General features: G+C 37.6%; 33 protein-coding genes. 8 read left to right on the top strand and 25 right to left on the bottom strand.

All coding sequences use genetic code 11. From position 1 onward, the window contains the following. From ACSQ7D_RS08405 to ACSQ7D_RS08380, 6 genes are all read left to right on the top strand, one after another. On the top strand, positions 1-355 hold a 355-nt coding region (locus ACSQ7D_RS08405), incomplete at its 5' end, for a transposase (protein WP_437135929.1). A gap of 368 nt (positions 356-723) precedes the next feature. Beyond that, positions 724-1,161, top strand: coding sequence for a dUTP diphosphatase (gene dut / locus ACSQ7D_RS08400; RefSeq protein ID WP_437135928.1), 438 nt, complete (start codon positions 724-726; stop codon positions 1,159-1,161). 32 nt (positions 1,162-1,193) lie between these two features. Next, a complete protein-coding gene (locus tag ACSQ7D_RS08395) occupies positions 1,194-1,361 on the top strand; it encodes a hypothetical protein (protein ID WP_198006255.1) in 168 nt (55 codons plus the stop codon). Between the two features lie 86 nt (positions 1,362-1,447). Continuing rightward, positions 1,448-2,224: a DUF4292 domain-containing protein gene (locus tag ACSQ7D_RS08390; RefSeq protein WP_437135927.1), complete on the top strand. Its 777-nt coding sequence runs from the start codon at positions 1,448-1,450 to the stop codon at positions 2,222-2,224. Between the two features lie 96 nt (positions 2,225-2,320). Next, positions 2,321-3,589: a murein hydrolase activator EnvC family protein gene (locus tag ACSQ7D_RS08385; protein ID WP_009409901.1), complete on the top strand. Its 1,269-nt coding sequence runs from the start codon at positions 2,321-2,323 to the stop codon at positions 3,587-3,589. A gap of 240 nt (positions 3,590-3,829) precedes the next feature. After that, positions 3,830-4,537, top strand: a complete 708-nt coding sequence (locus ACSQ7D_RS08380; RefSeq protein ID WP_437135926.1) for a hypothetical protein — start codon at positions 3,830-3,832, stop codon at positions 4,535-4,537. 113 nt (positions 4,538-4,650) lie between these two features. Here ACSQ7D_RS08380 and ACSQ7D_RS08375 read toward each other — a convergent pair whose 3' ends face one another. The 9 genes from ACSQ7D_RS08375 to ACSQ7D_RS08335 form a co-directional block, all read right to left on the bottom strand. Next, entirely contained in the window at positions 4,651-5,247 is a 597-nt protein-coding gene (locus ACSQ7D_RS08375) for a ribonuclease HII (RefSeq protein WP_437135925.1), read from the bottom strand. A 124-nt stretch (positions 5,248-5,371) separates the two neighbouring features. Further along, positions 5,372-5,806 carry a hypothetical protein gene (locus ACSQ7D_RS08370; RefSeq protein ID WP_437135924.1) on the bottom strand — a complete coding sequence of 145 codons (435 nt, stop codon included), beginning with the start codon at positions 5,804-5,806 and terminating at the stop codon, positions 5,372-5,374. 30 nt (positions 5,807-5,836) lie between these two features. Further along, positions 5,837-6,472, bottom strand: coding sequence for a bacteriocin fulvocin C-related protein (locus tag ACSQ7D_RS08365; protein WP_437135923.1), 636 nt, complete (start codon positions 6,470-6,472; stop codon positions 5,837-5,839). Between the two features lie 154 nt (positions 6,473-6,626). After that, positions 6,627-7,823, bottom strand: coding sequence for a beta-ketoacyl-[acyl-carrier-protein] synthase family protein (locus tag ACSQ7D_RS08360; RefSeq protein ID WP_437135922.1), 1,197 nt, complete (start codon positions 7,821-7,823; stop codon positions 6,627-6,629). A 2-nt stretch (positions 7,824-7,825) separates the two neighbouring features. Next, positions 7,826-8,083, bottom strand: coding sequence for a phosphopantetheine-binding protein (locus ACSQ7D_RS08355; protein WP_002674344.1), 258 nt, complete (start codon positions 8,081-8,083; stop codon positions 7,826-7,828). Positions 8,084-8,235: 152 nt separating this feature from the next. Beyond that, complete coding sequence (locus ACSQ7D_RS08350) at positions 8,236-8,526, bottom strand: type II toxin-antitoxin system RelE/ParE family toxin (protein ID WP_034553730.1); 291 nt, start codon at positions 8,524-8,526, stop codon at positions 8,236-8,238. Next, positions 8,498-8,740 (bottom strand): toxin-antitoxin system, antitoxin component, encoded by a 243-nt coding sequence (locus ACSQ7D_RS08345; RefSeq protein ID WP_181831321.1) that lies wholly within the window; start codon positions 8,738-8,740, stop codon positions 8,498-8,500. The genes ACSQ7D_RS08350 and ACSQ7D_RS08345 overlap by 29 nt, the downstream gene beginning before the upstream one ends. Before the next feature lie 91 nt (positions 8,741-8,831). Continuing rightward, positions 8,832-9,062, bottom strand: coding sequence for a hypothetical protein (locus tag ACSQ7D_RS08340; RefSeq protein WP_034567789.1), 231 nt, complete (start codon positions 9,060-9,062; stop codon positions 8,832-8,834). A 122-nt stretch (positions 9,063-9,184) separates the two neighbouring features. Then, positions 9,185-9,727 (bottom strand): 3-oxoacyl-ACP synthase, encoded by a 543-nt coding sequence (locus tag ACSQ7D_RS08335; RefSeq protein ID WP_437135921.1) that lies wholly within the window; start codon positions 9,725-9,727, stop codon positions 9,185-9,187. A 569-nt stretch (positions 9,728-10,296) separates the two neighbouring features. On the opposite strand from ACSQ7D_RS08335, the gene ACSQ7D_RS08330 reads away from it, so the two are divergent. After that, positions 10,297-10,656: a transposase gene (locus ACSQ7D_RS08330; protein WP_437135920.1), complete on the top strand. Its 360-nt coding sequence runs from the start codon at positions 10,297-10,299 to the stop codon at positions 10,654-10,656. Positions 10,657-10,723: 67 nt separating this feature from the next. On the opposite strand, the gene ACSQ7D_RS08325 is transcribed toward ACSQ7D_RS08330, so the two are convergent. The 5 genes from ACSQ7D_RS08325 to ACSQ7D_RS08305 all read right to left on the bottom strand — a co-directional run bounded on the left by ACSQ7D_RS08325 (position 10,724) and on the right by ACSQ7D_RS08305 (position 15,552). Next, entirely contained in the window at positions 10,724-11,539 is an 816-nt protein-coding gene (locus ACSQ7D_RS08325; protein ID WP_437135919.1) for a hypothetical protein, read from the bottom strand. A gap of 2 nt (positions 11,540-11,541) precedes the next feature. After that, the gene (locus ACSQ7D_RS08320) at positions 11,542-12,639 is read right to left on the bottom strand and encodes a thiol-activated cytolysin family protein (protein WP_437135918.1); all 1,098 of its coding nucleotides are present in this window, start codon (positions 12,637-12,639) and stop codon (positions 11,542-11,544) included. Positions 12,640-12,665: 26 nt separating this feature from the next. Continuing rightward, positions 12,666-13,532: a hypothetical protein gene (locus tag ACSQ7D_RS08315; RefSeq protein ID WP_437135917.1), complete on the bottom strand. Its 867-nt coding sequence runs from the start codon at positions 13,530-13,532 to the stop codon at positions 12,666-12,668. 615 nt (positions 13,533-14,147) lie between these two features. Beyond that, positions 14,148-14,351 carry a 3-phosphoshikimate 1-carboxyvinyltransferase gene (locus tag ACSQ7D_RS08310; protein ID WP_437135916.1) on the bottom strand — a complete coding sequence of 68 codons (204 nt, stop codon included), beginning with the start codon at positions 14,349-14,351 and terminating at the stop codon, positions 14,148-14,150. Between the two features lie 91 nt (positions 14,352-14,442). Then, positions 14,443-15,552, bottom strand: coding sequence for a beta-ketoacyl synthase N-terminal-like domain-containing protein (locus tag ACSQ7D_RS08305; RefSeq protein ID WP_437135915.1), 1,110 nt, complete (start codon positions 15,550-15,552; stop codon positions 14,443-14,445). A 283-nt stretch (positions 15,553-15,835) separates the two neighbouring features. Here ACSQ7D_RS08305 and ACSQ7D_RS08300 point away from each other — a divergent pair, with 283 nt between their 5' ends. Next, a complete protein-coding gene (locus ACSQ7D_RS08300; RefSeq protein ID WP_437135914.1) occupies positions 15,836-15,955 on the top strand; it encodes a glycosyltransferase in 120 nt (39 codons plus the stop codon). A 465-nt stretch (positions 15,956-16,420) separates the two neighbouring features. On the opposite strand, the gene ACSQ7D_RS08295 is transcribed toward ACSQ7D_RS08300, so the two are convergent. The 11 genes from ACSQ7D_RS08295 to ACSQ7D_RS08245 all read right to left on the bottom strand — a co-directional run bounded on the left by ACSQ7D_RS08295 (position 16,421) and on the right by ACSQ7D_RS08245 (position 25,625). Beyond that, complete coding sequence (locus ACSQ7D_RS08295; protein ID WP_437135913.1) at positions 16,421-17,335, bottom strand: ribonuclease Z; 915 nt, start codon at positions 17,333-17,335, stop codon at positions 16,421-16,423. Next, on the bottom strand, positions 17,326-17,643 hold the full coding sequence (locus ACSQ7D_RS08290) for a hypothetical protein (RefSeq protein ID WP_111972128.1): 318 nt from the start codon (positions 17,641-17,643) through the stop codon (positions 17,326-17,328). Before ACSQ7D_RS08290 ends, ACSQ7D_RS08295 begins: the two co-directional genes overlap by 10 nt. 165 nt (positions 17,644-17,808) lie before the next feature. Then, entirely contained in the window at positions 17,809-19,080 is a 1,272-nt protein-coding gene (gene serS, locus ACSQ7D_RS08285; RefSeq protein WP_002674327.1) for a serine--tRNA ligase, read from the bottom strand. A 50-nt stretch (positions 19,081-19,130) separates the two neighbouring features. Further along, a complete protein-coding gene (locus ACSQ7D_RS08280; RefSeq protein ID WP_009422408.1) occupies positions 19,131-19,430 on the bottom strand; it encodes a Txe/YoeB family addiction module toxin in 300 nt (99 codons plus the stop codon). Then, on the bottom strand, positions 19,430-19,642 hold the full coding sequence (locus ACSQ7D_RS08275) for a hypothetical protein (RefSeq protein WP_009422414.1): 213 nt from the start codon (positions 19,640-19,642) through the stop codon (positions 19,430-19,432). Before ACSQ7D_RS08275 ends, ACSQ7D_RS08280 begins: the two co-directional genes overlap by 1 nt. Before the next feature lie 117 nt (positions 19,643-19,759). Then, positions 19,760-20,023, bottom strand: a complete 264-nt coding sequence (locus ACSQ7D_RS08270) for a SemiSWEET family transporter (RefSeq protein WP_002674323.1) — start codon at positions 20,021-20,023, stop codon at positions 19,760-19,762. A 74-nt stretch (positions 20,024-20,097) separates the two neighbouring features. Beyond that, complete coding sequence (locus tag ACSQ7D_RS08265; protein ID WP_437135912.1) at positions 20,098-20,535, bottom strand: RrF2 family transcriptional regulator; 438 nt, start codon at positions 20,533-20,535, stop codon at positions 20,098-20,100. A 16-nt stretch (positions 20,536-20,551) separates the two neighbouring features. Further along, positions 20,552-21,697: an acyl-CoA dehydrogenase family protein gene (locus ACSQ7D_RS08260; RefSeq protein WP_015781992.1), complete on the bottom strand. Its 1,146-nt coding sequence runs from the start codon at positions 21,695-21,697 to the stop codon at positions 20,552-20,554. 468 nt (positions 21,698-22,165) lie between these two features. Next, positions 22,166-22,999, bottom strand: coding sequence for a helix-hairpin-helix domain-containing protein (locus ACSQ7D_RS08255; protein WP_437135911.1), 834 nt, complete (start codon positions 22,997-22,999; stop codon positions 22,166-22,168). A gap of 27 nt (positions 23,000-23,026) precedes the next feature. After that, the gene (gene rlmB, locus ACSQ7D_RS08250) at positions 23,027-23,764 is read right to left on the bottom strand and encodes a 23S rRNA (guanosine(2251)-2'-O)-methyltransferase RlmB (protein ID WP_437135910.1); all 738 of its coding nucleotides are present in this window, start codon (positions 23,762-23,764) and stop codon (positions 23,027-23,029) included. Positions 23,765-23,774: 10 nt separating this feature from the next. After that, entirely contained in the window at positions 23,775-25,625 is a 1,851-nt protein-coding gene (locus ACSQ7D_RS08245; RefSeq protein WP_437135909.1) for a hypothetical protein, read from the bottom strand. Positions 25,626-25,874: the final 249 nt, after the last annotated feature.

The raw sequence follows: 25,874 nt of genomic DNA, 5'->3' as shown, positions 1-25,874 counted from the left end.
TGAAGGGTGTTTAGAGGCTTTGAAGAAGGCTTTAAAAGGGAAGAAAAGGTCAGAGTCTTTAATACATCATTCGGATAGAGGAGTTCAATATTGTTGCAAAGAGTATATATTGTTATTGCAAAAAGAGCACATTCAAATTAGTATGACTCAGGAGAATCACTGTTACGAAAATGCTCACGCGGAGCGTATCAATGGGATTCTCAAGCAAGAGTTTAATTTAGGAGTTACTTTTAATACTGAACAACAAGTTCTTAGTGCGGTATGCTCGGCTATAAAGACATATAATCAAAAACGTCCTCACTATGCATTGAACTTAAAAACTCCTGATCAGGTGTACTTTCAAAAGGTAGCTTAATAAGAAAATTTGACTAATAAAACAATAATTAATTATGACAACCTTTTTTAGGACGTGACAAAACTAAGAATACCTCCGCTAGTTTACAAGGCGTAGCCTTGATTTTGTTTAAATTTTGTTTGATTTCTGAGGCACAGCCTCATTCCTCTAATACAACCTCACACCCCATTTTCTCATTTTCTAATTTCCTAATTCTCTAATTTTTAACCCTTATCGTGCTACGACTTGCTAATTTGCTAATTACGTCGTATCTTTGCACCCAATAATAAAAGAAAACATCAAGAATGAATACACCGCAAGAATTGTGGCGCAACAAGTAATTAGTAATAAACACCGTAAACTTTGCCAAAGTTGAAACCCACTAAAAAATGACAGTAAAGATAAAAAACCTATCAAATAACGAGCTCCCTTCATATCAAACTGAAGGAGCCGCAGGCGTAGACCTAAGAGCTAATTTGCCTAACAGTAACATCACCTTACAACCCTTAGAGCGCACCCTCGTGCCTACCGGCTTATTCTTAGAAATACCCGAAGGTTATGAAGCACAAGTGCGTCCGCGTAGCGGTATGGCAATCAAGCACGGCATTACAGTAATCAATAGCCCAGGTACTATCGATTGTGATTATCGTGGCGAGGTAAAAGTTCCTATCGTAAACCTATCCAATGAACCCTTTACTATTACCCACAGCGACCGTATTGCCCAAATGGTGTTTACCAAGTATGAGAAAGCCACTTTTGAAACTGTAACCGAGCTTTCACAAACTGAAAGAGGTACCGGAGGCTTCGGAAGCACCGGAGGTAATTAGCAGATTATAAATGACAAATTACGAATTGAAATATGAGTTACAAACTATCATTTGCGGAACGGGCAAAGTTAGCTATGGAGATACTATCCAAGCAGCCTCCCGTTACCTTAGAGGAAGCAAGAGAACAAGCTCGCAAAGTGAGGGAGCGAAGTACTTCAAAAACGAAGAAACAGCGCGCCTTAGCCTTAGTAAATGAATAGAAGCTAAACACCATCTCAAACTTTGCCAAAGTTCTTGCCTGTGCGGCTCGCACCTTTGGCAAAGTTGAAAATCTTATTAAAACATTATGAAAAAAATCATCTTAATCCTTACAGTCTTGCTATTGGTGAGCTGTAAAACCAAACAAGCAGTGGTAACCCCCGCTGGTAGAACAAGCGTTGATAAACAAGCCAAAGAAATTATCAACCGTCACCTAAAATCGTTTCCTACTTTTAAAACACTTAGCGCTAACCTGCAAGTAACTTATAAAGACGGTAAGAATGAGCAGAGTTTGCCTCTATCTTTCCGTATGGAGAAAGACAAAACAATATGGGTATCCGCTCCTTTGGGAGTAGCCAAAGCACTCATCACCCCTGAAAAAGCCGAATATTATAACCGTTTAGACAGTTCTTTTTTCAGCGGTGATTTTAGCTATATCAGCAAACTGTTAGGCATTGATGTAGGTTTTAACGAATTACAGAACCTATTATTAGGCAATGCGCTTTACAGTCTCAACTTTAAAAGCGAAGGTTTTATCAAGCTCCTCCCTGAGGACAACAACCGCTATAATATTGAGGTCACCGGCGAGTCGCCCGTAGAAGTGATTTACCGTTTCCTACCTGATAATTACCGTGTGGAGGTTACCGAAGTAAATCATTTGGGAGCAAACCAAAAGGCAATAGCAACTTACAGCTATCAGCAAGTGGGGGAACTCTTATTACCTCTCTCCATTAAGATAGTTGCCAGCGAGGGAGAGAATAGCACCCAAATCACTTTAGAGTTCAAAGGATTGGATTTAGATAAAAAACTGTCCTTTCCTTTTAAAATCCCATCGGGAATGAAAGAAATAACAATAAACAAGTAACAAATGTGTCGCAAACTTTGCCAAAGTTCTTGCCTGTGTGGCTCACACCTTTGGCAAAGTTAAAAATACGTTAAACTGTCCGTCGTGCTACGACCTATGAATATACTAAAAATCACACTGCTTTTGCTTTGCTTTCCGCTACTCCTTACAGCGCAAACTAAGCAAAAAGAATTAGAACAACGCAAGAAGGCTCTGCTCGAACAAATCAAGCAGATGTCCGCTTTACGCCAACAACAAAGTCAGCAACACAAAACTACCATTCAGCAGATAGAAGTTGCTAATGAGAAGATATTAGCGCGCACACGCCTAATACAAATCAATCAGCAACAGGCAAATTTACTTTCTAAAGAAATAGCTGACAATGAGGAACAACTGCGTACCCTTAAAAAAGAATTGGAATACCACAAAGGAGAATACGCTAAGATTATCAAACAGTCGTTCAAAAGTAAATCGGCACAAAACCGATTGTTATTCTTGCTTTCTTCCGAAAGTTTTTCGCAAGCCTACAAGCGATTGGCTTATATGAAACAGTATGCCAACTATCGCAAAGAACAGGTGAGCCTCATACGAGAAAAGACTGATAAAATAAAGACTATCAACAATACTTTGGTAGCCCAACGCAATACTAAAAACCAAGTATTGGAAGAGCAACGCCAAGAGCAAGCTACTTTGGAGACTGAGAAAAAGGAACTGGAAGTGTTGGCTACCAATATCCGTGCCGCAGAGCGCAACTACGAAGCACAGATACGCGAAAAACAAAAACAAGCTAACGCTATCGACCGCGAAATACAGCGCCTGATTCGTTTAGCTATTATAGAGGCAAATAAACGTGAGAAAGAGCGTTTAGCTGCTTTAAACAGAGGAAAAAATGCTCCTAAAACTACTTCTTCCCCTTCCTCAGGTTCTAATACTGAAATTATTTTTGTACTTACTCCCGAATCGCGTAAAGTAGCCGATAGCTTCGAAGCCAACAAGGGTAATCTTATTTGGCCAGTGGCAAAGGGCTACAAATCGCAAGGTTTTGGGGTGTATTACGACCCTGTATATCCTGAGTTGCAACATTACAATAATGGGGTAACCATTGCTACTGAAAAAGGTTCAGAAGCCCGTTGTGTGTTTGAAGGCGAAGTATCAGCCATACAATCGATACCAGGAAGTAACAAAGTAGTGCAAGTGCGACACGGTAACTACATCACTATTTATTACAATCTCACTGATGTGTATGTAAAGAAAGGAGATAAGGTAAAAGCCAAAGAGCCTCTTGGCAAAATCTTCACTGATAGCAATGGCAAGACTGAAATGAAGTTCTTTATATATAAAAACACTACCCGCCTCAACCCCGAATTCTGGATACATAAAATGTAATAACATAAGAAAATCCCTACAAAAGAAAGTAAACTTTTGTGGGGATTTTTATTTGAGTGCTATTGTTAGTTCCAGTAGTAAGTTAAATATTCAGTATTATGTTTTTTTTCTTCTTATCATAATTGTCTTCCTAAAAATTATTCCTTTTTATAACTCGCAATTATTTTGTATATTTGCATTGGAATTAGCTTTTATAAAAATGCTAAATCTAATGATGTTTAACAAGTAAAATTAAATTAAATGAATAAAGAAGAGAAAGAAAAAGTCCATTCTCCTAAAATAGATATGAGGGAAATGGTAAGACAAATCTATGCATTAGTGAAAAGAAGTCAAGAAAACTTTGATAGTTCTAACTATGGGGAAAATGATATTCGAAAAGATATTTTTACATATATGAAGTCTGAACTTCAGTTCCTAATGTTAGGGATTATGTTATCTAAAGAACTAACAAGCTATGAATGTTTTTGGTCTAAATGGAGAAATAGTCCCTCACAAGAGGAGAATGTGAAGAACCATCAAGGAGATTTCTTAAATTCTTTATTTAATAGTTTCTATTTTTTGTTTTTTGTTCAGGTAGAAAATTATCTTCGTTTAATAGCTAATGATATTAATAAAGAAAAATTTTCTATAATGAAAACGTTTAAGAATTTAGCAAAAGAATACTATTTAAGCAAAGAAGATGAAAATTTGTTTTCTATATTTTCTGAGTTAAGAAATCTTTCTCACAATGGAGGTTTTTATAATAAAGAAAATAAGTCTATTGAATTTAAAGGAAGAATTTTTAATTTTAAAAAGGGGAAAGGTACAATATTACCATTTTCTGTGATAGAAAACAATATATTCATAGCTGAACACATCATTGATTTAATAGAAAAGATAAACCAAAAAACAGAAAAAATTGATTATATAGAGAATAATTACGCTAAAATAGAATTTACTTATGAATAATGCTTACAAACTTGCACTAAAAAATGATTTCAAAAACTTTTAAACACCTTTCAATTGGGATTATAATCTCGTACTATAATGACCCCTCAAACATTCATTCACTTCCCCCTCCCCTAAAACAACCTCAACTGTTCCACGGGCAGTAACTGAAATGTTTTGCGGTGGTGCTCAGTAGCACCGTGCTCGGCGATAGCCTTGCGGTGTTCAGGGGTAGGATAGCCTTTGTTTTGTTCCCAATGATACTCAGGGAACTGCTGGGCAAGGTCTTCCATATAGGCATCGCGGTAGGTTTTCGCAAGTATCGAAGCCGCTGCGATGGTTTGTATTTTGCCGTCGCCTTTTACTACACAAGCGTAAGGAATTTTCTGGTAAGGCACAAACTTATTACCGTCTACCGCTATAAAATCAGGGGTTATTTTGAGCTGAGCAATAGCGCGGTGCATTGCTGTGATAGAAGCACGGAGGATATTCAGCTCGTCTATTTCGGCAGGGAGTACGTGACAAACAGCATAAGCTACTGCCTCACGCTCGATGATAGGTCGCAAGAGGTTGCGCTGCTTTTCGGTGAGTTGTTTAGAGTCGGTGAGGAGCTCATTTTTGAAGTCGGGAGGCAATATCACAGCTGCCGCTGTTACAGGACCCGCCAAACAGCCGCGCCCTGCCTCATCAGTGCCCGCTTCTAATGAAGAATGATAGAATAATTGTAGCATAGGTAAGAGATAAGACGTAAGAGATATAGGCAGTTGTAAAAAAGTGAAGAATATCTACTCCCTCCCCTTAAAAAGCAATAGAAAAACCCGATTTTATTACCTAAAATCGGGTTTTTTCTTAATTTTATTTTTGTGTAATGAATCTCGAATAGTAGCTTACATCAAATGTTTCATTTGTTCCTGAAATTCCGTTGTACGTAATTACACTAATAACAGATAGGGCTATAATCCCTGCAAAAAACAGCACTTTTCTTTCTGAAAATATAGCACAATACACCAAATATACAACAGCAGGTACGAAAAGCAAATAAGGAAGTACTACCCTTATATTGTTGAGAAATAAAGCAGCTACCATTAAAATTAATAGAAAAGGAGCGTACATAAGTAATAACCCCTTGCGTGTTTCTTCTTTACTTTTTGTTCTGAACAAAAAGTAAGAAACCGTTGCCGATAGTATCAGGAATACAATTAGCATATAAGGAAGATATCCATTAAAGATAAATCCCGCTAAAATGTAAAGCGATACGACTATCAAGTTGTTTTTAAGAGCCTGTTTCATACAATTATTTTTAGTCAAAATCCTATATAATTAGCCTCTTTTATTACATGATTGTAAAAAGAGAAAACCACAACCCCAACTTGATTCGGTACAATTTTCTGTGGGTTCCATATAAAGTTCTGAAAGACACCATCTACAATTACAACCTAGTCTAGCTGTTGCCATATTAGAATCAGAATATCCTCCTATATAATAAGAGGTCTTCAATTTAGCAATATCATCAATAAAGTTTTCTGAAACTTTATTTTTTCCAATGAAGTTACCTGAATAATTATAGTCATTTAGAGACTCAAACATTAAATAAAAGTCTTCATAGGGTATTGACTCTGCTAGCTTAATAGTTGCTTCATTGAAACGTTGATACTTGTCTTTATCACCAAAGTCTTCAATAAAATCTTTTATGATTTTGATATTTTTTTTAATATCACTATTGAAATCTTGTTTCAAAAGGTGATCCATTTTTTCTATCCAAAGTTTTTGTTTAACTTCGAAAGATGCTTCATTGAAATCATTTAGAATTTCTTCTGAACTTTTATTTTCTATAAACTCAGTTCTGAAATCCTTGACTTCATTTTTGTTGTTTTCATTGTCATTATTTTGTGTTTTACTACACGAAATAAATAGACAGAAAAATGTTACAGTTAAAAATAAAAATTTTTCTTTCATACTAAAAACGTTTAAAATTATGGAGCAAATCTATGCGATAAAAATTAAACAACCAAACAATTAACAAAGTTTAACTTTTTAACAATTGTTTTTTCTTAGTTCAGTCATATTTTTACTGTTTTCAGTGTAAAACTATTTCAGGACGTGACAATTCTTACCTCTTACCTAAAATAAGTGTCGAGCAGTTGCCTCCAAAGCCAAAAGAGTTAGAAAGCACGTGCTGTATAGGTTTGTATTTTAGTTCGGTTTGTGGGCGGATAGGCACTTCTTCCATTGGAGTGCTGAAGTTGAGGTTAGGGAATACTACCCCGTGTTGTAAGGCTAATACACTAAATACCGCTTCTACTGCCGAAGCTACTGCCAAAGTATGCCCCGTAAAGGCTTTGGTAGAACTAAAATCGGGGACGTGCTCGCCAAAAATACGCATTAAGGCACGACTTTCGGAGAGATCGTTGTTTACGGTAGCAGTGCCGTGTGCATTGATATAATCGATATCTGTAGGGGTTAATCCTGCTGTTTGTAGGGCTTTTTGCATTGCTAAAAATGCGCCTTCACCATCAGCGGAGGAGGCTGTTTGGTGATAAGCATCATTCGCATTGCTCCATCCTTTGATTTCTGCTAATATAGTAGCCCCGCGTTGTAGGGCATTTTCTTCAGTTTCTAATACCAAAAAAGCACCTGCTTCCCCTAAGTTTAATCCCTTGCGATGTTGGTCGAAAGGAGTGCAGTCGGTATCCGAGAGAATCATCAAAGTGTTAAAGCCGTTGATAGTGAATTTAGAGAGGGCATCAGCGCCACCGGCAATGAGGCAATTAGCTCTGCCAGTGCGTAGTAGGTTGATAGCCGTTATTATAGCATTTGCGGAAGAAGAGCAGGCAGTACTCACGCTGGTTACAACGCCTTTTATGCCTACATAATCGGCGATTTGGTGAGTTACCTCGCCTATGTTGTGAGTAGTGATATAGCGTCGCAGGGGTTCATCATCGCCATAGCGGAAAAAATAGTTTTCGGTCATATCCATACCCCCCACCGTGGAAGCCATAATGAGTCCGCAGTGAGTGAGGGCTGAAGAGGTAAGACCGGCATTGGCAATGGCTTCCTGCAAGGCGATAATCCCCAAGAGAGAGGTGCGTGAATAGGCGTTCACTTCGGGTAATCGCAAAGCAGTAACAAACTCAGTGTTCGTGCGTTTGATTTCGCCTACCTTGATGTGGTCGGCGTGAATGGTTGCTACATTTTCAATCCTGCTGATGCCAGCTTGGCGATGAGTAAGGGCATAAAAATGCTCTCCGACAGTGTTACCTATCGAAGAGTTGATACCCATTCCCGTAATGACTACTTTTTTCGGCATCGCTATTTGGTGCGGTGAGCGGTGATGTAATCAGCCATTGTTTTCACCGATTGGAAGATTTCTTTTCCTTTTTTAGGGTCGTCTAAGCGGATACCGTAATTCTTGTCGAGTAGTACGATAAGTTCGAGAGCATCGATAGAGTCGAGGGCTAAGCCAGTACCAAAGAGAGGTTCATTTTCATCGATATCCTCGGGGGTTACTTCTTCTAAGTTGAGTACTTCAATAATTTTGTTCTTGAGTTCTAAAATAAGTGCGTCCATTATAAATATATTAATATCAGGGGGCAAAGATAGTGAAGAATTAGCAAATTAGCAAATTTAGGAAATTAGGGAATTAGCAAATTCAAAAATTAGGGAATGAGGAAATTTGAGAAATCTCATTTATATAAGAGCTGAAATATTCAGTTTAAAGATTACAAGGGTTTTTGAGAGCTACTGCGGAAGTGCAGAATATAGATTGTATCGTTTTCCTCATCTACTTGGTAATACAAAATAAATCTACTTTTAAAGAAAACTCTTTTATAAGCATCTATAGGTTCTACATAATTAGCTAAAAAATAAGGAGATGTAGTAATTTCTTTTACTAATTTAAGCGTCTCTACATCAATCTTTTTAGAATAAGAATCCGACATATTATGAATTGTCCAATACATCAGAGTCTGTTTAAATTCAATTTTAGCTTCTTCTGTCCAAAAAACTTTCATAATATGCTCTTGCTTCATTAAAAACCTCCTCATTACTGTACACTCTCCCGTGTTTGATATCTTCGCGTGCACGCTCTATACTGCGGATATCTTCTTCCGTAATTTCAAAGGAATCTTCAGGTTCAGCAACCTCTATTCCCATATCAGCCAAAGCTTTTACTGCTAATTGGTACTGCTGAAAATCTAATTGATTTTTTAATATTATGGTATTCATTATTTTTTACTTTTAAAGTTATACAACGGCAAAGATAGTGAAGAATTAGCAAATGAGCAAATTTGAAAATTAGCAAATTGTGCAATGAAGGTTATAAAGCATTTGTAATTCTGTTCTCTATACTTTTAGCTAAAGAAACTATGGTTTCATCATAGTTTTGAGGTGTTTTTAAAATCTCGTTTAAATGATGTTTTATCTTCATTAATATTTCTGTTCCTATAGCACTATATCTTATACTATCGGATAATTGTGTTGCTATTTCAGTATGTCCTTTCTGCTTTAAAATGTTGATAAGATGGTCAGTCTCTTTGTATAAATCCATAAATTCTTTATAAACGTGATGAAAAATAACTGATTTTTGTTGTAAATAACTTAACCAAAGTTAAAATTTAGGCTAAGTTTGTGATGCTACACATTTTCTAATCTGCTAATTGGCAAATTTTACTAATCTATTAAAGTTGCTATGGCTCTATAATCGCCCTCTAAGAACTCTACCCACGCCATTAGTACACTTTGGGCTTTGCCTTGGGCTAATAGAGCTTGGCTATACTGTTGTAGGAAAGGTTCAGCTTGCTCGTAGCTATCGAATACAAAAAAACTGTTCTCGGTTTTCAGCTGGTGGCGTATGCTTATCTCACCTAAACAGATGTTGGGTAGGGTGTAAACAAACACAGCGGGACTGGGGTAATATTCGTGTGGGTTCGAGATAGTAGCTTGATGTTTAAGGTCGGTATCGAGACTGGCAGAACGATTGGCGAATACAAGGGCAACGCTATTTTTCTCCGACTGCGAAAACGGACGCAAGAGGACTTCGGCTGCTAAAAAAGCGAGCTTGCTGAGGTTATCCATTTTGAAGAACTTGGGATAATCCATTTGCAGGGCTTTGAGGGCTTTTTTGGAGAAATCGACGAAAGAAGTACTTTTATCGGAGAAAAGCACAGAGTCGTTGAGAGTTATGGTATTATTTTTTATCGTACAAGTTTTCATATTTTAAGTGATACTATACAAGGGAGCTCCTATGAGTTCAAAATCTTTCTTATTCAAGGTATAGATACTCATATCGAAGCTGTTTAAACTTTTTCCTATAATAAAATAAAAGTTCCCGAAAATTAGTAATTTTGTGTTTGAAAAAAAAGAACACCAAAATTCAGGAACTTTGGGCAAAGATACAATAAATAATTGGATTATTTCCTTTTTAAGTGTAGGAAAAAGAGGATTTAAAAGTAATTTTGATTTAACTTCAGTATTTTTATTGACAATTAGGAGATTGAAAATAAGATAGTAATGAATAAAACTTCCAATTGAAACCATTTTGAAAAAAAGAAAAATCTCTTGGCAAAATGTCTATTACTACTTTAATAAATGGAGTAAAGACGGTAGCTTTCAGCGAATATGGTTAAATCTATTAAGCAAGAAGAAAAGAAAATTAGACATATCTTGCGTTCAATTGGATGGTAGTCATACACGTTGTCGTCAAAAAGGAGAGTCTGCAGGTTATCAAGCAAGAAAAAAAGCCGTAACTACAAATAGCATTTTTGTGTGATAATAAAGGGCAAATGATAGCAATGGGAAGCCCTAAAGCAGGAAATCACAATGACTTATATGAAATAGAAGAAGCAGGAATAGAACACAAAGAACTGTTTCTCAATGCTGATGCAGGATTTGATAGCAAATCTCTTAGAGAGTTTTTAGAAAGCAAAGAAATTATAGCAAATATTAAACCTAATCCCCGAAATGGAGAGCAACCAGATGTTTATTTTGATGAAGAATTGTACAAAAATAGGTTTAAGATTGAACAAGCAAATGGTTGGCTTGACGGATATAAAGGTTTGATAATGAGATATAAATGTCTTGATGTAACTTGGATTGGAATGCTTCTATTAGGGTTTATCTCCAAGTTCCTCAAAAAAGTTTAAACACGTTTTTTGTAAAAAAAGAAAACCACCTCTTCCGAGATGGTTTAATTTACCAAATGAAATATTTTTAAAATTCTATATCGTAATAATCAATACTGTTGTAAGGATGTGGTCCATTTTCTTGTGTGATATGTATTCTATCAATTTTTCTATACAGAATTTCAGGAGCAGAACCGTTTTTCCATTCAGAAGCAAAGAATTGGATATCTTTCCCTTGGTCAAATTCACCTGATAAATTTTGCCCGTTGAAATGTAAGAAATATTCTTGCTTATGCCATTTAGAAGAACTTAGGAAATTCATATTAGGAGCACCTCCGTCCTCAAATCTAAAATAAAAAACATTTCTAAATCTATTACCTTGTTGTTCTACTTTCGTCCAAGCCTTTACTTTTGCTACGTCGAAACGGAATTCGTAAGGAAGCACAGTGATGTCTTTCTCCTTATCCTTATTACCATCAACTCTCTTATAAAAGCTAAAAGGAATTTCATAAGAACCAGCTTTCTTAGGAATGATATAGACCTTATAAGTATCTGCCTTGTAATAGGTGATTGCATAAGTAAGGATGTCTACTTTTGGAGCTTTTTGTCCTTCTCCTACATAAGCTAACATTTCATAATCTTTAACCGGGTTGTTATAATATGCAGAAGATTCTATTGTCTGAGGTTTTATATACTCAACTTCCTTACCTGTATTATCTTCTAAATCAGTAATGGTAAATTCAAGTTCAATATGTTCTCCAAGCTTTACGTTCTTTAGGTTCTTTGTCTCTGTAACTAATGGTTTAAATGTTACACTTACTTTTGGAGAATTACTGTCATCATTATCTTTTTTACAAGAAACTAATACGACCGCTACTATTAAAAATAAAAATGCCCTCTTCATATTTATAGTTTTTTATATGTAAATCGATTTTCTGTATATATCGTACGTATCGTAATAGGTCTGTTATCCTTTATAGCTGAAATTCTATAGCTTATTGGCACACACGATTTTACTAAGGTTTCAGCAGAAGGCGATTTTAAGAAATTCATAAAACTATCAAAATCAGTAACTACTTTTGAACTTTCTACATCTCCTCCCCAAAGAAGTACTTTCATCTTTGTGCTATTGAATAGTTTTTTCATCTCATTTTTACTTTCAGCACTTATTTCTACTCCAAACTTACCAAGATTAGCACCAATAGATCCTGAAATAGTCTTTCTTATTGTTTCTGAATTCTCATCTGTTTCAAGTAGCAAGTACGCTACACGTCCATAGTCTACACTACTTACATACACAGGTTCATAGCTTCCTACATTATGAATATTTCCCCAGTCATTGGCTAATTTAGGATCTACCGAAGCAGTATAAAATATTTGGCTTACCTTTACCATTACGTGATTTTTCGTGTGTTCTTTTAAGTGCTCTTCTGTATAACCAAAACTACCGCTTACAATCTTTACGAAATTAGCTTTTACGTGAACTGAAAAAGTTTTGTTAAAACTCTCTTTTGTAGTTACACTTTCTGAAGTAAAATCAGTAAGTGCAGCAGTGTTTTTATAATCAATATTTCTATACGTAAGATCATTGACTTTTTGTCGTACATCGCTTAGTATGGGAAGTGCTTTTATGGGGATAACATTATCTTTTCCCCTTAAGGTTGTTGAGATTGTAATTTCCTTAGGATTGGTAATCACTAAATTTGTATACACCCCATTCATAAATGACTCTCCATCTAATACACTACCAGGGTAGATAACGTCAATAAGACTGTTATCTATCAGTTGAGGGGGGTCTAAGGTTAATTGTTTTTGAACGGTTTCGATATATTCCCTCCCTTCTGGTTTTATGTGCCCTGTAACGGCAGTACCTTTAACAACTTCTGCTTGCTCAGGGAATTCAACCCTTCTTTGTCCTGATGAATCTTCATCTTTGCTACAAGAAGTAGCTACTATAGCCAATACACTAAGGGCTATTACATTTCTAATAACTATTTTTTTCATACGGTTTAAATTTTTAATTATTTATTTTAGTGAATAGGTATATTTTTATATCTAAATGAATGTTCTTTTCCTTTTGAATCTTTAAATTTAATTGTTATGTGTAATTCAGACTCGGGCATACCTGGACTATGTCCTTCTCTTTCTATACTATAACGGAATTCTTGTTCTTCCCCAATTTTAAAATCTTGTTCTAATCTTTTTCCATCGTATTCAGAAATAAGACGCCCTCCAGTGCCTTTGAGGAAGACATCATTCTGATCATATCCATCAATTATTTTGATCTTAAAATAACGGCGTCTTACATTTACTGTACAAGCCCATACACATCCAACTACCTCAGTATAAGACCACGCATATATTTCAATTGCATTAAAATACACAGGAGGCAAATCTATAAGTTCTACTCTTTTGCCATTTACTAGTTTCTCAAGGGTAAAAAACAGGTTGAAAGTACCAGGTTTTATAGGTTTTATAAAAAACTTATAAGTTCCTTTCTTATTAAAACTAAGTTCACTGACATTGAGGTGTCCATCACCAAAAAGTCCGAAGAAATGAGAATGCTTTTTCTTCTCCTCCTTGTTTGGCTCCACATAGAGATTGTAATCATCTCCTCTTGTTTGATGTCTACCTAAATTAACTTCTCTCTTAGGAATAATTTTATATTCTACCCCCTCTTGTTCAGGGCTACTATCTGTGATGGTTACTACAAAAGGAACCATTTGATGAACTTGAATGTTTGTTATATTATGAGGAGGATCTAATTCTTTTCCATTATCTCCAATAAACCCATCTTTGATAATGGCATTAAAGGGTTGTGCCTCTTCTTCTTCAGCTTTACTGCAAGCGGTTAACACAAGAACCATACTTGCTAAAGCTAAAATCATCTTTTTCATTGCATATTATTTTAATTACTACACTGCAAAAGTATAATAAATATTATTTACCCCTCCCCATTTAACAAACTTTAACATCTTCCTTAATACAAATTTAACATTTTAAAAGTATTAAGTTGTTGAAAAACTTATTGAAGCTGTTTAAACTTTTTTTTAGAGAAGTAAAAGTTCCCGAAAATTAGTAATTTTGTGTTTGCAAAAAAAAGAACACCAAAATTCAGGAACTTTGGGCAAAGATACAATAAATAAATGGATTATTCCCTTTTTAAGTGTAGGGAAAAGAGATTTTAAAAGTAATTTTGATTTAACTTCAGTATTTTTATTGACAGTTAGGAGATTGAAAATAAGATAGTAATGAATAAAACTTCCAATTGAAACCATTTTGAAAAAAGGAAAAATCTCTTGGCAAGATATCTATTACTACTTCAACAAATGGAGTAAAGACGGTAGCTTTCAGCGAATATGGTTAAATCTATTAAGCAAGAAGAAAAGAAAACAGGAGTAATGCATATATTTTGTATGCCTATAATTTCATCAATGGTTATCGTTATTTCTGCACTACTATTAAGAATATAACGGCTTATTACATTCGTATCGCAAATTACCTTTTTCATTTTATCGGATAGGGTCACAAAAAGCAATTAACCCTTTTTTATAAAGGTCGGCTCCCACTTTTTGGGCTTCTTTTATAAGAGTAGTTAGGTTTTCTTCTTGATGTGAGTCTTCTTTTTCTTCTTTTATAAGAGCAAAACCTATTTTTTTATTACCTACATCTAAGGTAGTTTGCTTTTTTTTCTTTTCTAAAACATCTGTTCCCATAATATTCATTATTTTCTGCAAAGATACAAATATTTTGCCAATATACTACTAACGTGATTTGTAAACATTTCTTATGATATTTTAGAAATATCTAATCATTATTCACTTTTATAACTAATGCTGTGTTGCTTCCGCCGAAACCTGAGGCGGTTTTTAGGAGGTGTTTTACTTCTGTATGTTGGGTTTGTTTTAGTACATTGATGGGCTGTGAAACGCCTATGGTTTCACAATTTAGGCTCTTTAAGAGGATTTTATGGCGAGCAAATTCGATGGTGAGTACGGTTTCGAGCAAACCTGAGGTACCTAAAGTATGACCGAAGTAACCTTTGTAGCTGTTTAAGGGAGGAGATAAGAGTCCGGCGCGCATAAAGGCGTTGCTCTCCATCTCGTCGTTATAAAGGGTGCCGGTGCCGTGAGCGTTGATGAGGTCTATCTGTTCAGGGCGTAACTTTGCCTCGTCGAGGGCGTTTAGGACGCTTAAATAGAGCCCCTCGCCTGTGCGTGAAGGTCCTGAAATATGGTTGGCATCGTTGATAGAACTGCTACCCAAAAGTTGTGCTTTAGCACCTGTTGCCTCACGGGTTACATAAGCCACCGCGGTAGCCTCGCCTAAGGTAATACCATCGCGTTGAGCATCATAAGGTCTGCAAGGTTGTGCACTCATCGCTTGAAAGGATTGAAAGCCCGAAAGCACAAATTCGCTTATTTCATCGCCTGCTAATACTATGGCATTATCGTAAGCATCGGCTTTTAGGAGTCTATCGGCTACCGAGAGAGCCATTGCTCCTGAGACACAAGCGTTGGAAACGACTATGGGAGTAGTGGTTACCCCTATGGCATTAGCCATTTTTTGAGCCAAAGTTGAAAGCAGAGGAGCGCTATCGCCATTGGCAAGCGCTGAAATATTGCCTTTGGTAGAGGAAAGGATAAGAGCGGTTCGAGGGGTGATTTTGATTTTATGGAAAATAGGTGCTATTGCCAAGAGCAGAAGCTTTTCTAAGCGTGAAAAGTCATTGCGTTCTACCACCTGCTGAAATCGGCTTTCGATAGCTCCGTCGCCAATCTTAGAAAGGCAAACATCGGTGAGCTGTCCGTACATAGGATAACGGGCAATAGCTGAGCGTTCGCGCAGTAACAAACGGGCGGTGGTAGGGAGGTCGAAGCCTAAAGGGGTTACTATATTATAATGCTGGATATACATTTTTGGTGGCAGGAGCCTTAGAAACTTTTAATATAAAGTGCAAAGATACGACGTAATTAGCAAATTAGCAAGTCGTAGCACGACAGGCATAGAAAATTAGCAAATTAGCAGATTAGAAAATTAGAAAATGGGGTGTAAGGTTGAGTTAGAGGAATGAGGCTGTGCCTCAGAAATCAAACAAAATTTAAACAAAATCAAGGCTACGCCTTGTAAACCACCGGAAGAGATTAACTTTGTCAAAGGTACGAGCTACAAGCTCGCACCAGCGGAGGCAAAGTTTGAGATGAAAAAGCGATGTGTTGAGACTGTTAGGAATATTCGGAAGGAAACGGAAAAGTTCGGAAGAGGAGAAGTAGGATTTTTGATGAAAAAAGGGTATAAGAAGGGTGGGGTTAGCTTATAGGAAGCTTATACGAATCTTGGACGATTGGTATAGGAAGGGTATATAAGTGATTGACTCATAGTATAATACAGTGATATAAAAAATGGTAAAAAGAGGGTTTCGAGGCGAAAGAAAAAGGAATCCTCACCCCGTTCACATACTCTCCTATTCGGAGACTTCTCCCAAGGAGAGGGGGTGTAGTGACGAGGAGCGAATGACGAATGACGGAGGTAATAGGGGGGAAGTATGACGGAAAAGGGGGAGAGAAATTAGAGAATTAGCAAATTTGGAAATGAGAAAATGGGGTGGTGTGGGGGGCTTAGGGAATAGGCAATAGGGAATAACATCCCCCTTTACACATACCCAGCTGTCGCTGGCTACCTTCAAAGGGGGAATTGTAGCGACGAAAGGGGGGAATGTGGTGACAGGAAAAGTGTCGAGGACTTTCTAAAATAATGGGGGTGTAGTGATGTTTTCTTCTGTTTGTCAATTATCGAAAATGAACTTTTTGCCATCTTCAGCTAAAAAGACGTTCTTAAAGACTTCTTGTGCTTCCTGCTTAAAAAGATTGACATCGGGATAGCGAGAGGAGTAGTGCCCCAGAATGAGGGCATCGGCGTGGGCATTCTTAGCTGTGAGTCCTGCTTGGTAGGCGGTGGAGTGCATTGTTTTAACGGCAAGTTCTTCGTTTATCTTTAAAAAGGTAGATTCGTGATACACGACTCTTGCACCTTGTATTTCGGCAGCCAAAGCTTCGAAATAAAGAGTATCGCTACAATAGGCATAGCTTTGCGGACGGTGAGGGTCGAAGGTGAGCTCGGTATTGGCAATAGTTTTGCCGTTTTCTAATGTTATATCTTTGCCGTTTTTGATGTTCTGATAGTCGCACGTTTGTATCTCGGGATACTCAGCTATTGCGTCGATATTTAGGCGACGTTCACCTTCTTTTTCTTGGAATAGGAAGCCATTGGTATAGACGCGGTGTTGCAACGGAATGGTACGCACGAGTACTTTGTCGTCTTCGTATAAGAGTTCGGAGGTTTTGGAAGATAGTTCGTGAAAATACAAGGGGAAAGGAGTATAAGCACCGCCGAGTTTGAGAATGAGCAAAACGGCTTCTTTGATGCCCTTAGGACCGTAGATGTGCATTTCGGCTTCGCGACCGAGGAGTTGGAAAGTAGAGATGAGTCCGAAGAGTCCGTAGAAATGGTCGCCGTGGAGGTGAGAGATGAAGATGTGCTTGATGCGGGAGAACTTAGCATTGGCATTGCGGAGGGCGATTTGGGTAGCCTCTCCACAATCGATGAGGAACAGATGACCGCGCATTTCGAGCAGTTGTGCCGAAGGGCGGGCATTGGAGCGAGGGGTCGCACTGTGACAACCTAAGATAGTTACTTCCATAAGTCGCGTTCTATTTCGTCGAGTTCAATAAGGTCGTACGCCTCTTGGAGGGTAGGAGCGATATGCAGGGTGAGTTCAAAATCTTCGAGCGCTAAGGCACGTTGTACCACCACCACTGATTTGTGATGTTGCTGATTGTGCTGTTGGGCAAAGACGACGAGTGGTTTAAGGTCTTTCTTTAACCAGTGTTCCTCTTCGGGGAGGGTAATGATGATGTGCTGTTTTTTAAGGGTTTCGTTGGTATTAAAATCGGCTACCCAAGAGGGAAGTTGCGTTTTAGTGAGGGTAATTACAGTAGTTTCTTTCATTGAGTAAAATTATTTGCGCAAAGTTATGAATAATATTTAAAATACAAAATAATCTTTTCAAATAAATACTCTAGAAGGTCGTAGCACGAGCCATAACACGACAGGTAATAAAAAACTTTGCCAAAATTTGAAACTTTGGCAAAGTTGTATAATATGTAGTTCGTACTAATTAATAATATCGAAGCCTGTGTATTTTCTGAGAACTTCGGGTACTACGATACCGTTGGGGGTTTGGTAGTTTTCTAAAATACCGGCTAATACGCGCGGGAGGGCAAGTGAACTACCGTTGAGAGTATGTGCTAAGCGGTTTTTACCGTCGGCGTCCTTGAAACGCAATTTAAGACGGTTTGCTTGGAAGGTTTCGAAGTTAGACACTGAGCTTATCTCTAACCACTTTTCTTGAGCGGTGGAATATACCTCGAAATCGTAAGTAATTGCTGAGGTAAAGCCTAAATCGCCACCACAAAGGCGCAAGATATGGTAAGGGAGTTTCAACTCATTGAGAATGCCTTTTACGTGTTCTATCATTCCTTCGAGTGCTTTATAAGAGCGGTCGGGGTGTTCAATGCGTACAATCTCTACCTTGTCGAACTGATGCAAGCGGTTGAGTCCGCGTACGTGAGCACCATAGCTACCAGCTTCACGACGGAAGCAAGGTGTATAGGCGGTACAGCAGATAGGTAAATCGCTTTCGTTTAAGAGGGTGTCACGGAAAATATTGGTCACAGGCACCTCAGCGGTAGGGATTAGGTAGAGGTTATCTACCCCTACGTGGTACATCTGTCCTTCTTTATCGGGTAACTGACCGGTGCCATAGCCTGAGGCTTCGTTTACTACGTGAGGCACTTGGTATTCGTTATAGCCTGCTTCGGTGTTTTTGTCGAGGAAGTAGGTAATGAGAGCGCGTTGCAGTTTTGCTCCTTTACCTTTGTACACAGGAAAGCCTGCACCAGTGAGCTTTACACCTAACTCGAAATCGATGAGGTCGTACTTCTTGGCGAGTTCCCAGTGAGGAAGAGCGTCTTTACCTAAATCAGGAATAGTGCCTGCCTCGAATACCACTACATTGTCGGCTTCGGAAGTACCTTCGGGCACCAACTCATTAGGGATATTAGGCACGCGGTAGAGCAAATCGTTAAGCTCCTCTACGGTAGTGTTGAGGGTATCGGTAAGGGTTTTGATATCTTCTTTAAGGGTAGCAGTTTGCTCTTTAAGGGTATTAGCTTTATCGGTTTCACCTGCTTTGAAGAGGTTGCCTATTTCCTTAGAAAGGTTATTGGATTTCGCCAGTGTTTCATCTAATGAAAGCTGAGTGCTACGGCGTTTTTCGTCTAAGGCGATAATATCGTCTATGAGAGACAACTCTTTAAAGTTGCGCTTTTTAAGACCGGTGAGCACGCGGTCTTTTTCTTCTCTAATAGTGTTTAGTTGTAACATATCTTTTCAATTAACAATTGACAATTGACAATTAACAAGGGAGTAGGAGGTTAATCTTTATCTTTATAATGTCCATAAGCTGACAAAATTTCTATGCGCTTTTTCTCTTCAAAAATCTCGTACATTAGTCTATGTTTTGCATCTATTCTACGAGACCAAACATCACTTTCTCCATAATGCCTAAGAGCTTCAGGATTTCCTACTCCACGAGTAGGATCTTGTGCTATCTCTTCTAAAAGTTCAGCAATTCTTTTAAGAATTTTTACCTGCTTTGCTTTTTTGTGTTTCTTAATATGCTTAAAATAAGTATCAGAGTAAGAAAGCTCATATAAAACTGCATCTTCTTCCATTATTCTAAAAGCATTTTACGCATTTGTTCTTTACTAACTTTTGTCTTTTTCTCAGCACGAGCCTTATCAACCATACTAAAGAACTCTTGCTCTGTCATTTCAGTATCATCTGTTACTTTTAGTATCTTAAATTTTAAACTTTTAAGTGCTAATTTAGCTTCTTCTAAGGATATTCCTTTAGGAGGTTCAATGGTTAAAGTTCCTGTTCTCATTTGTTATTATTTTTTAAGTGTTAGGATTTGACGTAAAATGTAATAAGTATTTTTCAACTTTGCCAAAGTTTCGAGCCACACGAGCAAGAAACTTTGGTAAAGTGTGTGATAACCTAATTACAAAGCAGTTGCAAAGGCAATGAGACCGAAAATGATACCTGGGGCATTGGCAAGAGCTACGGGTATATCGCGTTTGGGCTTCTTGAGCAGTCCGTAAGTGACCCACAAGGCACAGTTAATAGCAGCTACCAAGGGCTGAATAGGATTGCCTGGTTTACCGTTGAGATTATCGTGAATCTGTGGTATGTAGGATACATACATACCAATGGCAGTAGCAGTAGCGACCCAACTGAGAATAGTAAAGAATTTCCCGTTCTCCATATATAATTATTTTTTAAGTTTATATACTATAATAAATTTGTAAATAGATAATTGCTCGTGCAACTAGCATCTAATTACTCCGTAGGTGATAAGAAAGCAGTCTTATCAGCAATTTTTTGAGCAAAGGAGGCTATGGAGTTCTCGGTAAGTTCTCGCATAAAATTATCTCTGAAAGGCTGTACGGAAGCGTGTAACGGACAGGGTTTCTCTGATGAACACTCTTTGAAGCCCATCGCACAGGCAATAAACTTATCGGCTTCACCTATTTGCTCTACAACAGTCATTAAAGGAGCTTGTTTTTCCTCATCGGAGAGCCAAAAGCCTCCCCCAGGACCTTTGTTGGAGCTAATTACCTTTTTGCGGGCTAAAGTTTGCAATATTTTTGCCAAAAAGGGCGTAGGAATATGTAGCGCTTCTGCCACGTCTTTGGGCGCTATTCTATGACTTGCCGACGAGTGTATGACAAGGTATATTACTGCATTGATGGCATACTTGCTGGAATTGGATAACATATTCGTTCGTTTTTAATTATGAGTTCTTATCTATTTGTCGACTGATGACTAATTTCTGTATTTCGGTTGTTCCCTCGCCTATGGTACATAATTTGGAGTCACGGAAGAATTTTTCGACCGGAAAATCTTTCGTATAACCATAACCGCCGTGAATTTGAATGGCTTCGGTAGCTACGCGCACACATACTTCGGAGGCGTACATCTTTGCCATTGCCCCCGATAGGGTTACGCGCTGACCGTTGTTCTTTTGGAAAGCCGATTTGTGCAAGAGCAGTTCGGAAGCTTCTATTTCGGTAGCCATATCGGCGAGTTTGAAACCAACGGCTTGTAAATCGATGAGGCGTTTACCAAACTGCATACGTTCTTTGGCGTATTTGAGGGAGGCTTCGTAAGCGCCTTTGGCAATACCCAAAGAAAGAGCACCGATAGAAATACGTCCGCCGTCCAATATCTTCATTGCTTGAATAAAGCCGTCGCCTACTTCACCCAAACGATTGGCATCGGGAATACGACAATCTTGAAATATCATTTCGGCGGTTTCGCTGGCGCGCATACCGAGTTTGTTTTCTTTTTTACCACTGCTAAAACCCTTCGTACCACGTTCTACTACAAAGGCTGTAATGGCGTGTTTGTTACCTTTTTCGCCGGTACGAGCAATGACTACGGCTATCTGTCCTGTTTTACCGTGAGTAATAAAGTTTTTAGTACCGTTCAGTATCCACTCGTCGCCATCTTTAACAGCAGTAGTAGCCATACCTCCGGAATCAGAACCGGTATTGTGTTCGGTAATGCCCCAAGCACCTATCCATTCACCTGAAGCCAATTTGGGCAACCAGCGTTGTTTTTGCTGTTCGCTTCCAAAGCTAAGGATATGATTGGTACAAAGAGAGTTGTGAGCTGCTATTGAGAGCCCTATAGAAGGGTCGACTTTTGAGATTTCTTCCACAATCGCGATATAATCGTGGTAGTCGAGACCTGAGCCACCGTAGGCTTCGGGTACTAAAACGCCCATAAAGCCAAGTTCGCCTGCTTTGCGGAATACCTCCACAGGAAATTCCTGACTTTCGTCCCATTCCATCACGTGCGGACGGATATATTTTTCGGCAAACTCTTTAGCCGCATCGGCTACCATTCGTTGTGTTTCAGAATAGTTAAAATTCATTCGTTATATGCTTATTCTAATACTAAGGGGCAAAGGTACAAAATAATTACGAATTACGAATTACGAATTACGATTTTTTTAATGAGGGGGTGAAAAGAAGAATGTTAATTGTTAGGAAAGTGTTATTGAATAAAAATGGTGTATAGTGGCAATAAGATTGAAGAAAAAATGTTAAAGTTTGTTATATGGCTGCATTTTTTTCAGTATTAAACAAGGAAAATACTTTTAGGTATTTTATCCTATAAAACATATTAATCAGCTGTAAAACAAATAAATAAGTGTTTTACGTTTTCTGAAGAAGAAGCGAACCTCAACCGAAGGTAAAGCGAAGCTAAGACGAACCTAAGACGAAGGAAAGACGAAGGAAGGGCGTTAGTTAGTTGAATTTCAGTTGGTAAAAAGAGGGAGTTTACTTATTGAAAAAAAAGTGTTAAAGGAGAACGATATTCTTTTTAATCTTCTTGAAGGCTACTGTTCGATATAGAGATACAACTGCAATCGGGCGATGCGTTGTTTATCAAAACCCTCTATTTGCAAAAGGTCGTCAAAGGATTTGAGCGTACCGAGCTCGGAACGCAAGCCTACAATCTTCTTGCCTTCTCCGTATTTCACATAAGGAATTTTGCTGAGTTCGTACATATTGAGAGTATTGATGTCCTTCTTCTCTATCACGGGTGTTGTTTGTACTTCAAAGCGCTCGGCTACTCGTTCGTACACTTCCTTTTCGAGTCCGTAGACTTCTGCCACTTGGCTGATATAGGTAAAGCCGTGCAACTTGTTGCGGTATTTCAAGATGCGATTGGAAAAGCCTTCGCCTATACCGTAGATTTTCATCAGTTCTTCGGCAGTTGCGGTATTGATGTCTTGTTTTGGGTAGTGTTTTTGGGTGTATTTTTCATAGACATAAGAAGAAGTTCTGCGGTTTTTCACCCATTCGGGGAATTTGAAAGAAGGGGCTATTTTGTGCAGAAGACTGTCAGGCACACCGGTTACTTGTTGGAACTCTTCGGCAGAATTGACATACTTATTCTGTGCGCGAAAAGCTTGCAAGCGGTCGATTTGCTCTGGAGAGAGTCCGAGTTTGAAGCCTTTGTAGTCTGTAATAAAATTGGGATTGAAGGGGTAAATGGTATCTTTTTTAGGCAAGGAAACAAGAGTTCTTAACGAGTCCATCTCCCGTTGAAGTAGAGTAGTTTCAGTAGGGGCGAAAGTGCGGTTAAAGCTGAGATTACGAAAGGCGAATTGTAGTGCTATGATGAGCAATAGCAAAAAAAGGACACCTCGGGTTTGTTGGCGGTTCATCGGTTTTAGGAGATAGGGGTTGGAGAATTAGAGTCGTTGTTTGAGAGCTTCGTACAAGAAAACAGCACAAGCTACCGAAACGTTTAGCGAGCTAATATCGCCTACCATTGGCAATTTGGCTTTGCTATCTACTACTTTGAGTACTGCTGGTGATACCCCGACGTCTTCCGCCCCCATAACAATAGCGGTAGGTACCGTAAAGTCTTCGGCGTATAGCAATTGGCTAGTCTTTTCGGTCGCTGCCACTACCCTAATGCCACTGCCTTGCAGGTAATACACGGCATCTACGAGGTTTTCGACCTTGCAGATAGGTACGCGAAACACAGCTCCTGCCGAGGTTTTGACAGTATCGGCGGTGATACTCACACTGCCACGCTTAGGAATGATAATCCCCGAAACGCCTGTACACTCTGCTGTGCGGATAATCGCACCAAAGTTGCGCACATCAGAAAGGTGGTCTAACACGAGGAAAAGTGGTGTCGCTCCGCTTTCGGTAACTGAGATTACCAAATCCTCGAAGTTGTGATAATCTACGGGAGAGAGGTTCGCCACTACTCCTTGGTGGTTTTTCTTGGTAAGGCGGTTCAGCTTCTCAACGGGCACATACTGCACGGGCACTTGGGCTTCTTGTAGTAGAGGCATTAGCTCTCTAAACAAACCACCTTGTAAGCCTTTTTGCAAAAAGACTTTATCGATGGTTTTGCCTGCTTTGAGAGCTTCTATCAGGGCACGAATGCCGTATATTTGGGATTCTTGTTGTTGCATTTAAGATATTCTATTTTATTTGTTTAGCCTCAAAGCGCTCTCGTAAAATTTTTAAGAAAGTTAAATTTCTTGAATCTGCATCCTCAACCATTGCTTTAAAATCAAGTATATAAGCATTTTGTATTACACTTTGCTCTCTATTTGGATCTAAATAAATAAGTTTAGAACAAAAGTATATTTCTCCTTTTGAAAAAAGAGGGCTGAAACCACTATTTATAAGATGGGTTCTATATTCATCATCAAAGTCTACAATCCCATAGAACCACATTCTTTGAATGCGATTTTGAAAATATTTTGCTAAACGTCGTGTTCTTGTATCCAATTGGTATTGTACAATTGAGTTCTGTTCAGCACCAATTCCTAATCGTTTTAATTCAACCACTACTACATCAATTTTTCTTTTTTCATCTTCTGGATCATCTGAAAAAAATAAGGTTATATCAGGTCTACCATCATCATTATTTTTCACTTCACCCTGCGTAATTTCCTCTATTACCTTAGACATTTTAGCTTCACTTAGTACCTTGTAGTAACTCATAAACTTATCATCAAGAACCCACACATTATTTTTAAATAAATCAGTAATAAAGTTACTTTGCTCAAATTCAGATGATTTTTGAGCAATGAGATTGTGGATGTCAGCTTCTTTATTTTCTGAATTAAGCATTTTCATCTTCTTAATGACATTTTGTCTAAAAAGAATATATTCAGCTAAAGCACGAGCAGATAAATCTATAGATTTTTCAAATTGTTCTCCATCTAATTCTTTAGCTGATAATATCTCTTTTTGATCTCTAAAGAATTTATCTTGAGCCCTTTTTAACACATCGGATTGAGAAGCATAACCAATATCATTTTTTTCAAAGTAGCCTGCCAAATGAGGATAAGTATCGTTTAGATATTGTTCTTTTTTCTGATTACTTTTCTCTATTTGAGGAAACTGTTTTTTTATAACTTCAGCAATTGCATTGCGAAATATCATTTTAATGGTAGTTAATTCCTGGTCTGAAATCGATAAATTCAATCGAGCTTCATCTACTTTCCCTTGAAAAGATTCAGACATAAGCAGAAATATCATTTCATAATTAAAAGGTAAATTTTCTTCAGCTATAATGTCTATTTTATAACTGCGATCATCTACTGCTAAGGCTGTAATTACATTACTTTCTTCTTTTTTAGTTACTTCTTTAATGTTGTAGTATAGTTCTATTTTATCAAAAAGATTCATTTGATCTTCTATAGTTTTCACTTCAAAATTTGGCAATTCATCTGTATTGATAATCTCCTCACTTGCAACACCTCCTATAGTGGTTTTGATATTAACAACTATTCTTTTCCTATTAAGTTTAGCCTTATAAAATTTTGCATAGAAATTTTCCAACAAAGTTTTCTTTATATAGGATGGTTTTATGTAGTCATTTTTACCTAATTTACTACCTGTAAAAGCTGTCATTTTGAAGATAGTACCGTTTGCGCTCTTTTGAATATTTTTTACTTCACATTCTTTATTGAATGTTTCATTAAATTCAAAAATTCGTTGTTTTGAATGAGTGAAAACACTTTGAACGTACACTTTATCAAAATAACACAAGTATACGAGTCGCCCTAAACCTTTATGACTCTGTTCTTCAACATCTAATAATTTTGAGAACTTTCTAAACCTAACATCATCAAATCCTACTCCGTTATCAGAAAGTGTAACTACCAAATTAGATAATTGTTTATAATCACCTAATGATATATCAATGTTAAATTCTGTAGCATCAGCGTCTAAGGCATTTGCCAATGCTTCAAAATAAATCATTTCAAATGAAGATTTAGAGAAAAATATTTTTAATGCTTGTTTTATATTAACTTCCATATTCTTCCTATTATTATTAGGGCACAAAGATAGTAAAAAATAAAAGTATAAATAACAAAAAGAAGGAAAAAATCTTCATTGTCAACTTATGCTAACTACTAGAAATATTTAGAATATTAATCTAAAATCTAAGGAAGTGAAGAAAACCCTATTATCAATGTTATTCTCTGTTTCTTGCTAGCTTTCGTAATTGTCGTATAACAAAATCGCTCAAATTATTTAAACTTTGCCAAAGGTTGTAGCGCGACG

The sequence above is a fragment of the Capnocytophaga sp. G1920 genome (genome assembly GCF_051417515.1).
Note: the sequence above shows the minus strand (reverse complement) of the source record. Positions and strands in the feature narration are given on the sequence as shown.

Excerpts from the sequence above, each read along its gene's own strand:
- dut (WP_437135928.1), top strand. The coding sequence starts at position 724 with ATGACAGTAAAGATAAAAAACCTATCAAATAACGAGCTCCCTTCATAT.
- ACSQ7D_RS08395 (WP_198006255.1), top strand. The coding sequence starts at position 1,194 with ATGAGTTACAAACTATCATTTGCGGAACGGGCAAAGTTAGCTATGGAG.
- ACSQ7D_RS08390 (WP_437135927.1), top strand. The coding sequence starts at position 1,448 with ATGAAAAAAATCATCTTAATCCTTACAGTCTTGCTATTGGTGAGCTGT.
- ACSQ7D_RS08385 (WP_009409901.1), top strand. The coding sequence starts at position 2,321 with ATGAATATACTAAAAATCACACTGCTTTTGCTTTGCTTTCCGCTACTC.
- ACSQ7D_RS08380 (WP_437135926.1), top strand. The coding sequence starts at position 3,830 with ATGAATAAAGAAGAGAAAGAAAAAGTCCATTCTCCTAAAATAGATATG.
- ACSQ7D_RS08375 (WP_437135925.1), bottom strand. The coding sequence starts at position 5,247 with ATGCTACAATTATTCTATCATTCTTCATTAGAAGCGGGCACTGATGAG.
- ACSQ7D_RS08370 (WP_437135924.1), bottom strand. The coding sequence starts at position 5,806 with ATGAAACAGGCTCTTAAAAACAACTTGATAGTCGTATCGCTTTACATT.
- ACSQ7D_RS08365 (WP_437135923.1), bottom strand. The coding sequence starts at position 6,472 with ATGAAAGAAAAATTTTTATTTTTAACTGTAACATTTTTCTGTCTATTT.
- ACSQ7D_RS08360 (WP_437135922.1), bottom strand. The coding sequence starts at position 7,823 with ATGCCGAAAAAAGTAGTCATTACGGGAATGGGTATCAACTCTTCGATA.
- ACSQ7D_RS08355 (WP_002674344.1), bottom strand. The coding sequence starts at position 8,083 with ATGGACGCACTTATTTTAGAACTCAAGAACAAAATTATTGAAGTACTC.
- ACSQ7D_RS08350 (WP_034553730.1), bottom strand. The coding sequence starts at position 8,526 with ATGAAAGTTTTTTGGACAGAAGAAGCTAAAATTGAATTTAAACAGACT.
- ACSQ7D_RS08345 (WP_181831321.1), bottom strand. The coding sequence starts at position 8,740 with ATGAATACCATAATATTAAAAAATCAATTAGATTTTCAGCAGTACCAA.
- ACSQ7D_RS08340 (WP_034567789.1), bottom strand. The coding sequence starts at position 9,062 with ATGGATTTATACAAAGAGACTGACCATCTTATCAACATTTTAAAGCAG.
- ACSQ7D_RS08335 (WP_437135921.1), bottom strand. The coding sequence starts at position 9,727 with ATGAAAACTTGTACGATAAAAAATAATACCATAACTCTCAACGACTCT.
- ACSQ7D_RS08330 (WP_437135920.1), top strand. The coding sequence starts at position 10,297 with ATGATAGCAATGGGAAGCCCTAAAGCAGGAAATCACAATGACTTATAT.
- ACSQ7D_RS08325 (WP_437135919.1), bottom strand. The coding sequence starts at position 11,539 with ATGAAGAGGGCATTTTTATTTTTAATAGTAGCGGTCGTATTAGTTTCT.
- ACSQ7D_RS08320 (WP_437135918.1), bottom strand. The coding sequence starts at position 12,639 with ATGAAAAAAATAGTTATTAGAAATGTAATAGCCCTTAGTGTATTGGCT.
- ACSQ7D_RS08315 (WP_437135917.1), bottom strand. The coding sequence starts at position 13,532 with ATGAAAAAGATGATTTTAGCTTTAGCAAGTATGGTTCTTGTGTTAACC.
- ACSQ7D_RS08310 (WP_437135916.1), bottom strand. The coding sequence starts at position 14,351 with ATGGGAACAGATGTTTTAGAAAAGAAAAAAAAGCAAACTACCTTAGAT.
- ACSQ7D_RS08305 (WP_437135915.1), bottom strand. The coding sequence starts at position 15,552 with ATGTATATCCAGCATTATAATATAGTAACCCCTTTAGGCTTCGACCTC.
- ACSQ7D_RS08300 (WP_437135914.1), top strand. The coding sequence starts at position 15,836 with ATGAAAAAGCGATGTGTTGAGACTGTTAGGAATATTCGGAAGGAAACG.
- ACSQ7D_RS08295 (WP_437135913.1), bottom strand. The coding sequence starts at position 17,335 with ATGGAAGTAACTATCTTAGGTTGTCACAGTGCGACCCCTCGCTCCAAT.
- ACSQ7D_RS08290 (WP_111972128.1), bottom strand. The coding sequence starts at position 17,643 with ATGAAAGAAACTACTGTAATTACCCTCACTAAAACGCAACTTCCCTCT.
- serS (WP_002674327.1), bottom strand. The coding sequence starts at position 19,080 with ATGTTACAACTAAACACTATTAGAGAAGAAAAAGACCGCGTGCTCACC.
- ACSQ7D_RS08280 (WP_009422408.1), bottom strand. The coding sequence starts at position 19,430 with ATGGAAGAAGATGCAGTTTTATATGAGCTTTCTTACTCTGATACTTAT.
- ACSQ7D_RS08275 (WP_009422414.1), bottom strand. The coding sequence starts at position 19,642 with ATGAGAACAGGAACTTTAACCATTGAACCTCCTAAAGGAATATCCTTA.
- ACSQ7D_RS08270 (WP_002674323.1), bottom strand. The coding sequence starts at position 20,023 with ATGGAGAACGGGAAATTCTTTACTATTCTCAGTTGGGTCGCTACTGCT.
- ACSQ7D_RS08265 (WP_437135912.1), bottom strand. The coding sequence starts at position 20,535 with ATGTTATCCAATTCCAGCAAGTATGCCATCAATGCAGTAATATACCTT.
- ACSQ7D_RS08260 (WP_015781992.1), bottom strand. The coding sequence starts at position 21,697 with ATGAATTTTAACTATTCTGAAACACAACGAATGGTAGCCGATGCGGCT.
- ACSQ7D_RS08255 (WP_437135911.1), bottom strand. The coding sequence starts at position 22,999 with ATGAACCGCCAACAAACCCGAGGTGTCCTTTTTTTGCTATTGCTCATC.
- rlmB (WP_437135910.1), bottom strand. The coding sequence starts at position 23,764 with ATGCAACAACAAGAATCCCAAATATACGGCATTCGTGCCCTGATAGAA.
- ACSQ7D_RS08245 (WP_437135909.1), bottom strand. The coding sequence starts at position 25,625 with ATGGAAGTTAATATAAAACAAGCATTAAAAATATTTTTCTCTAAATCT.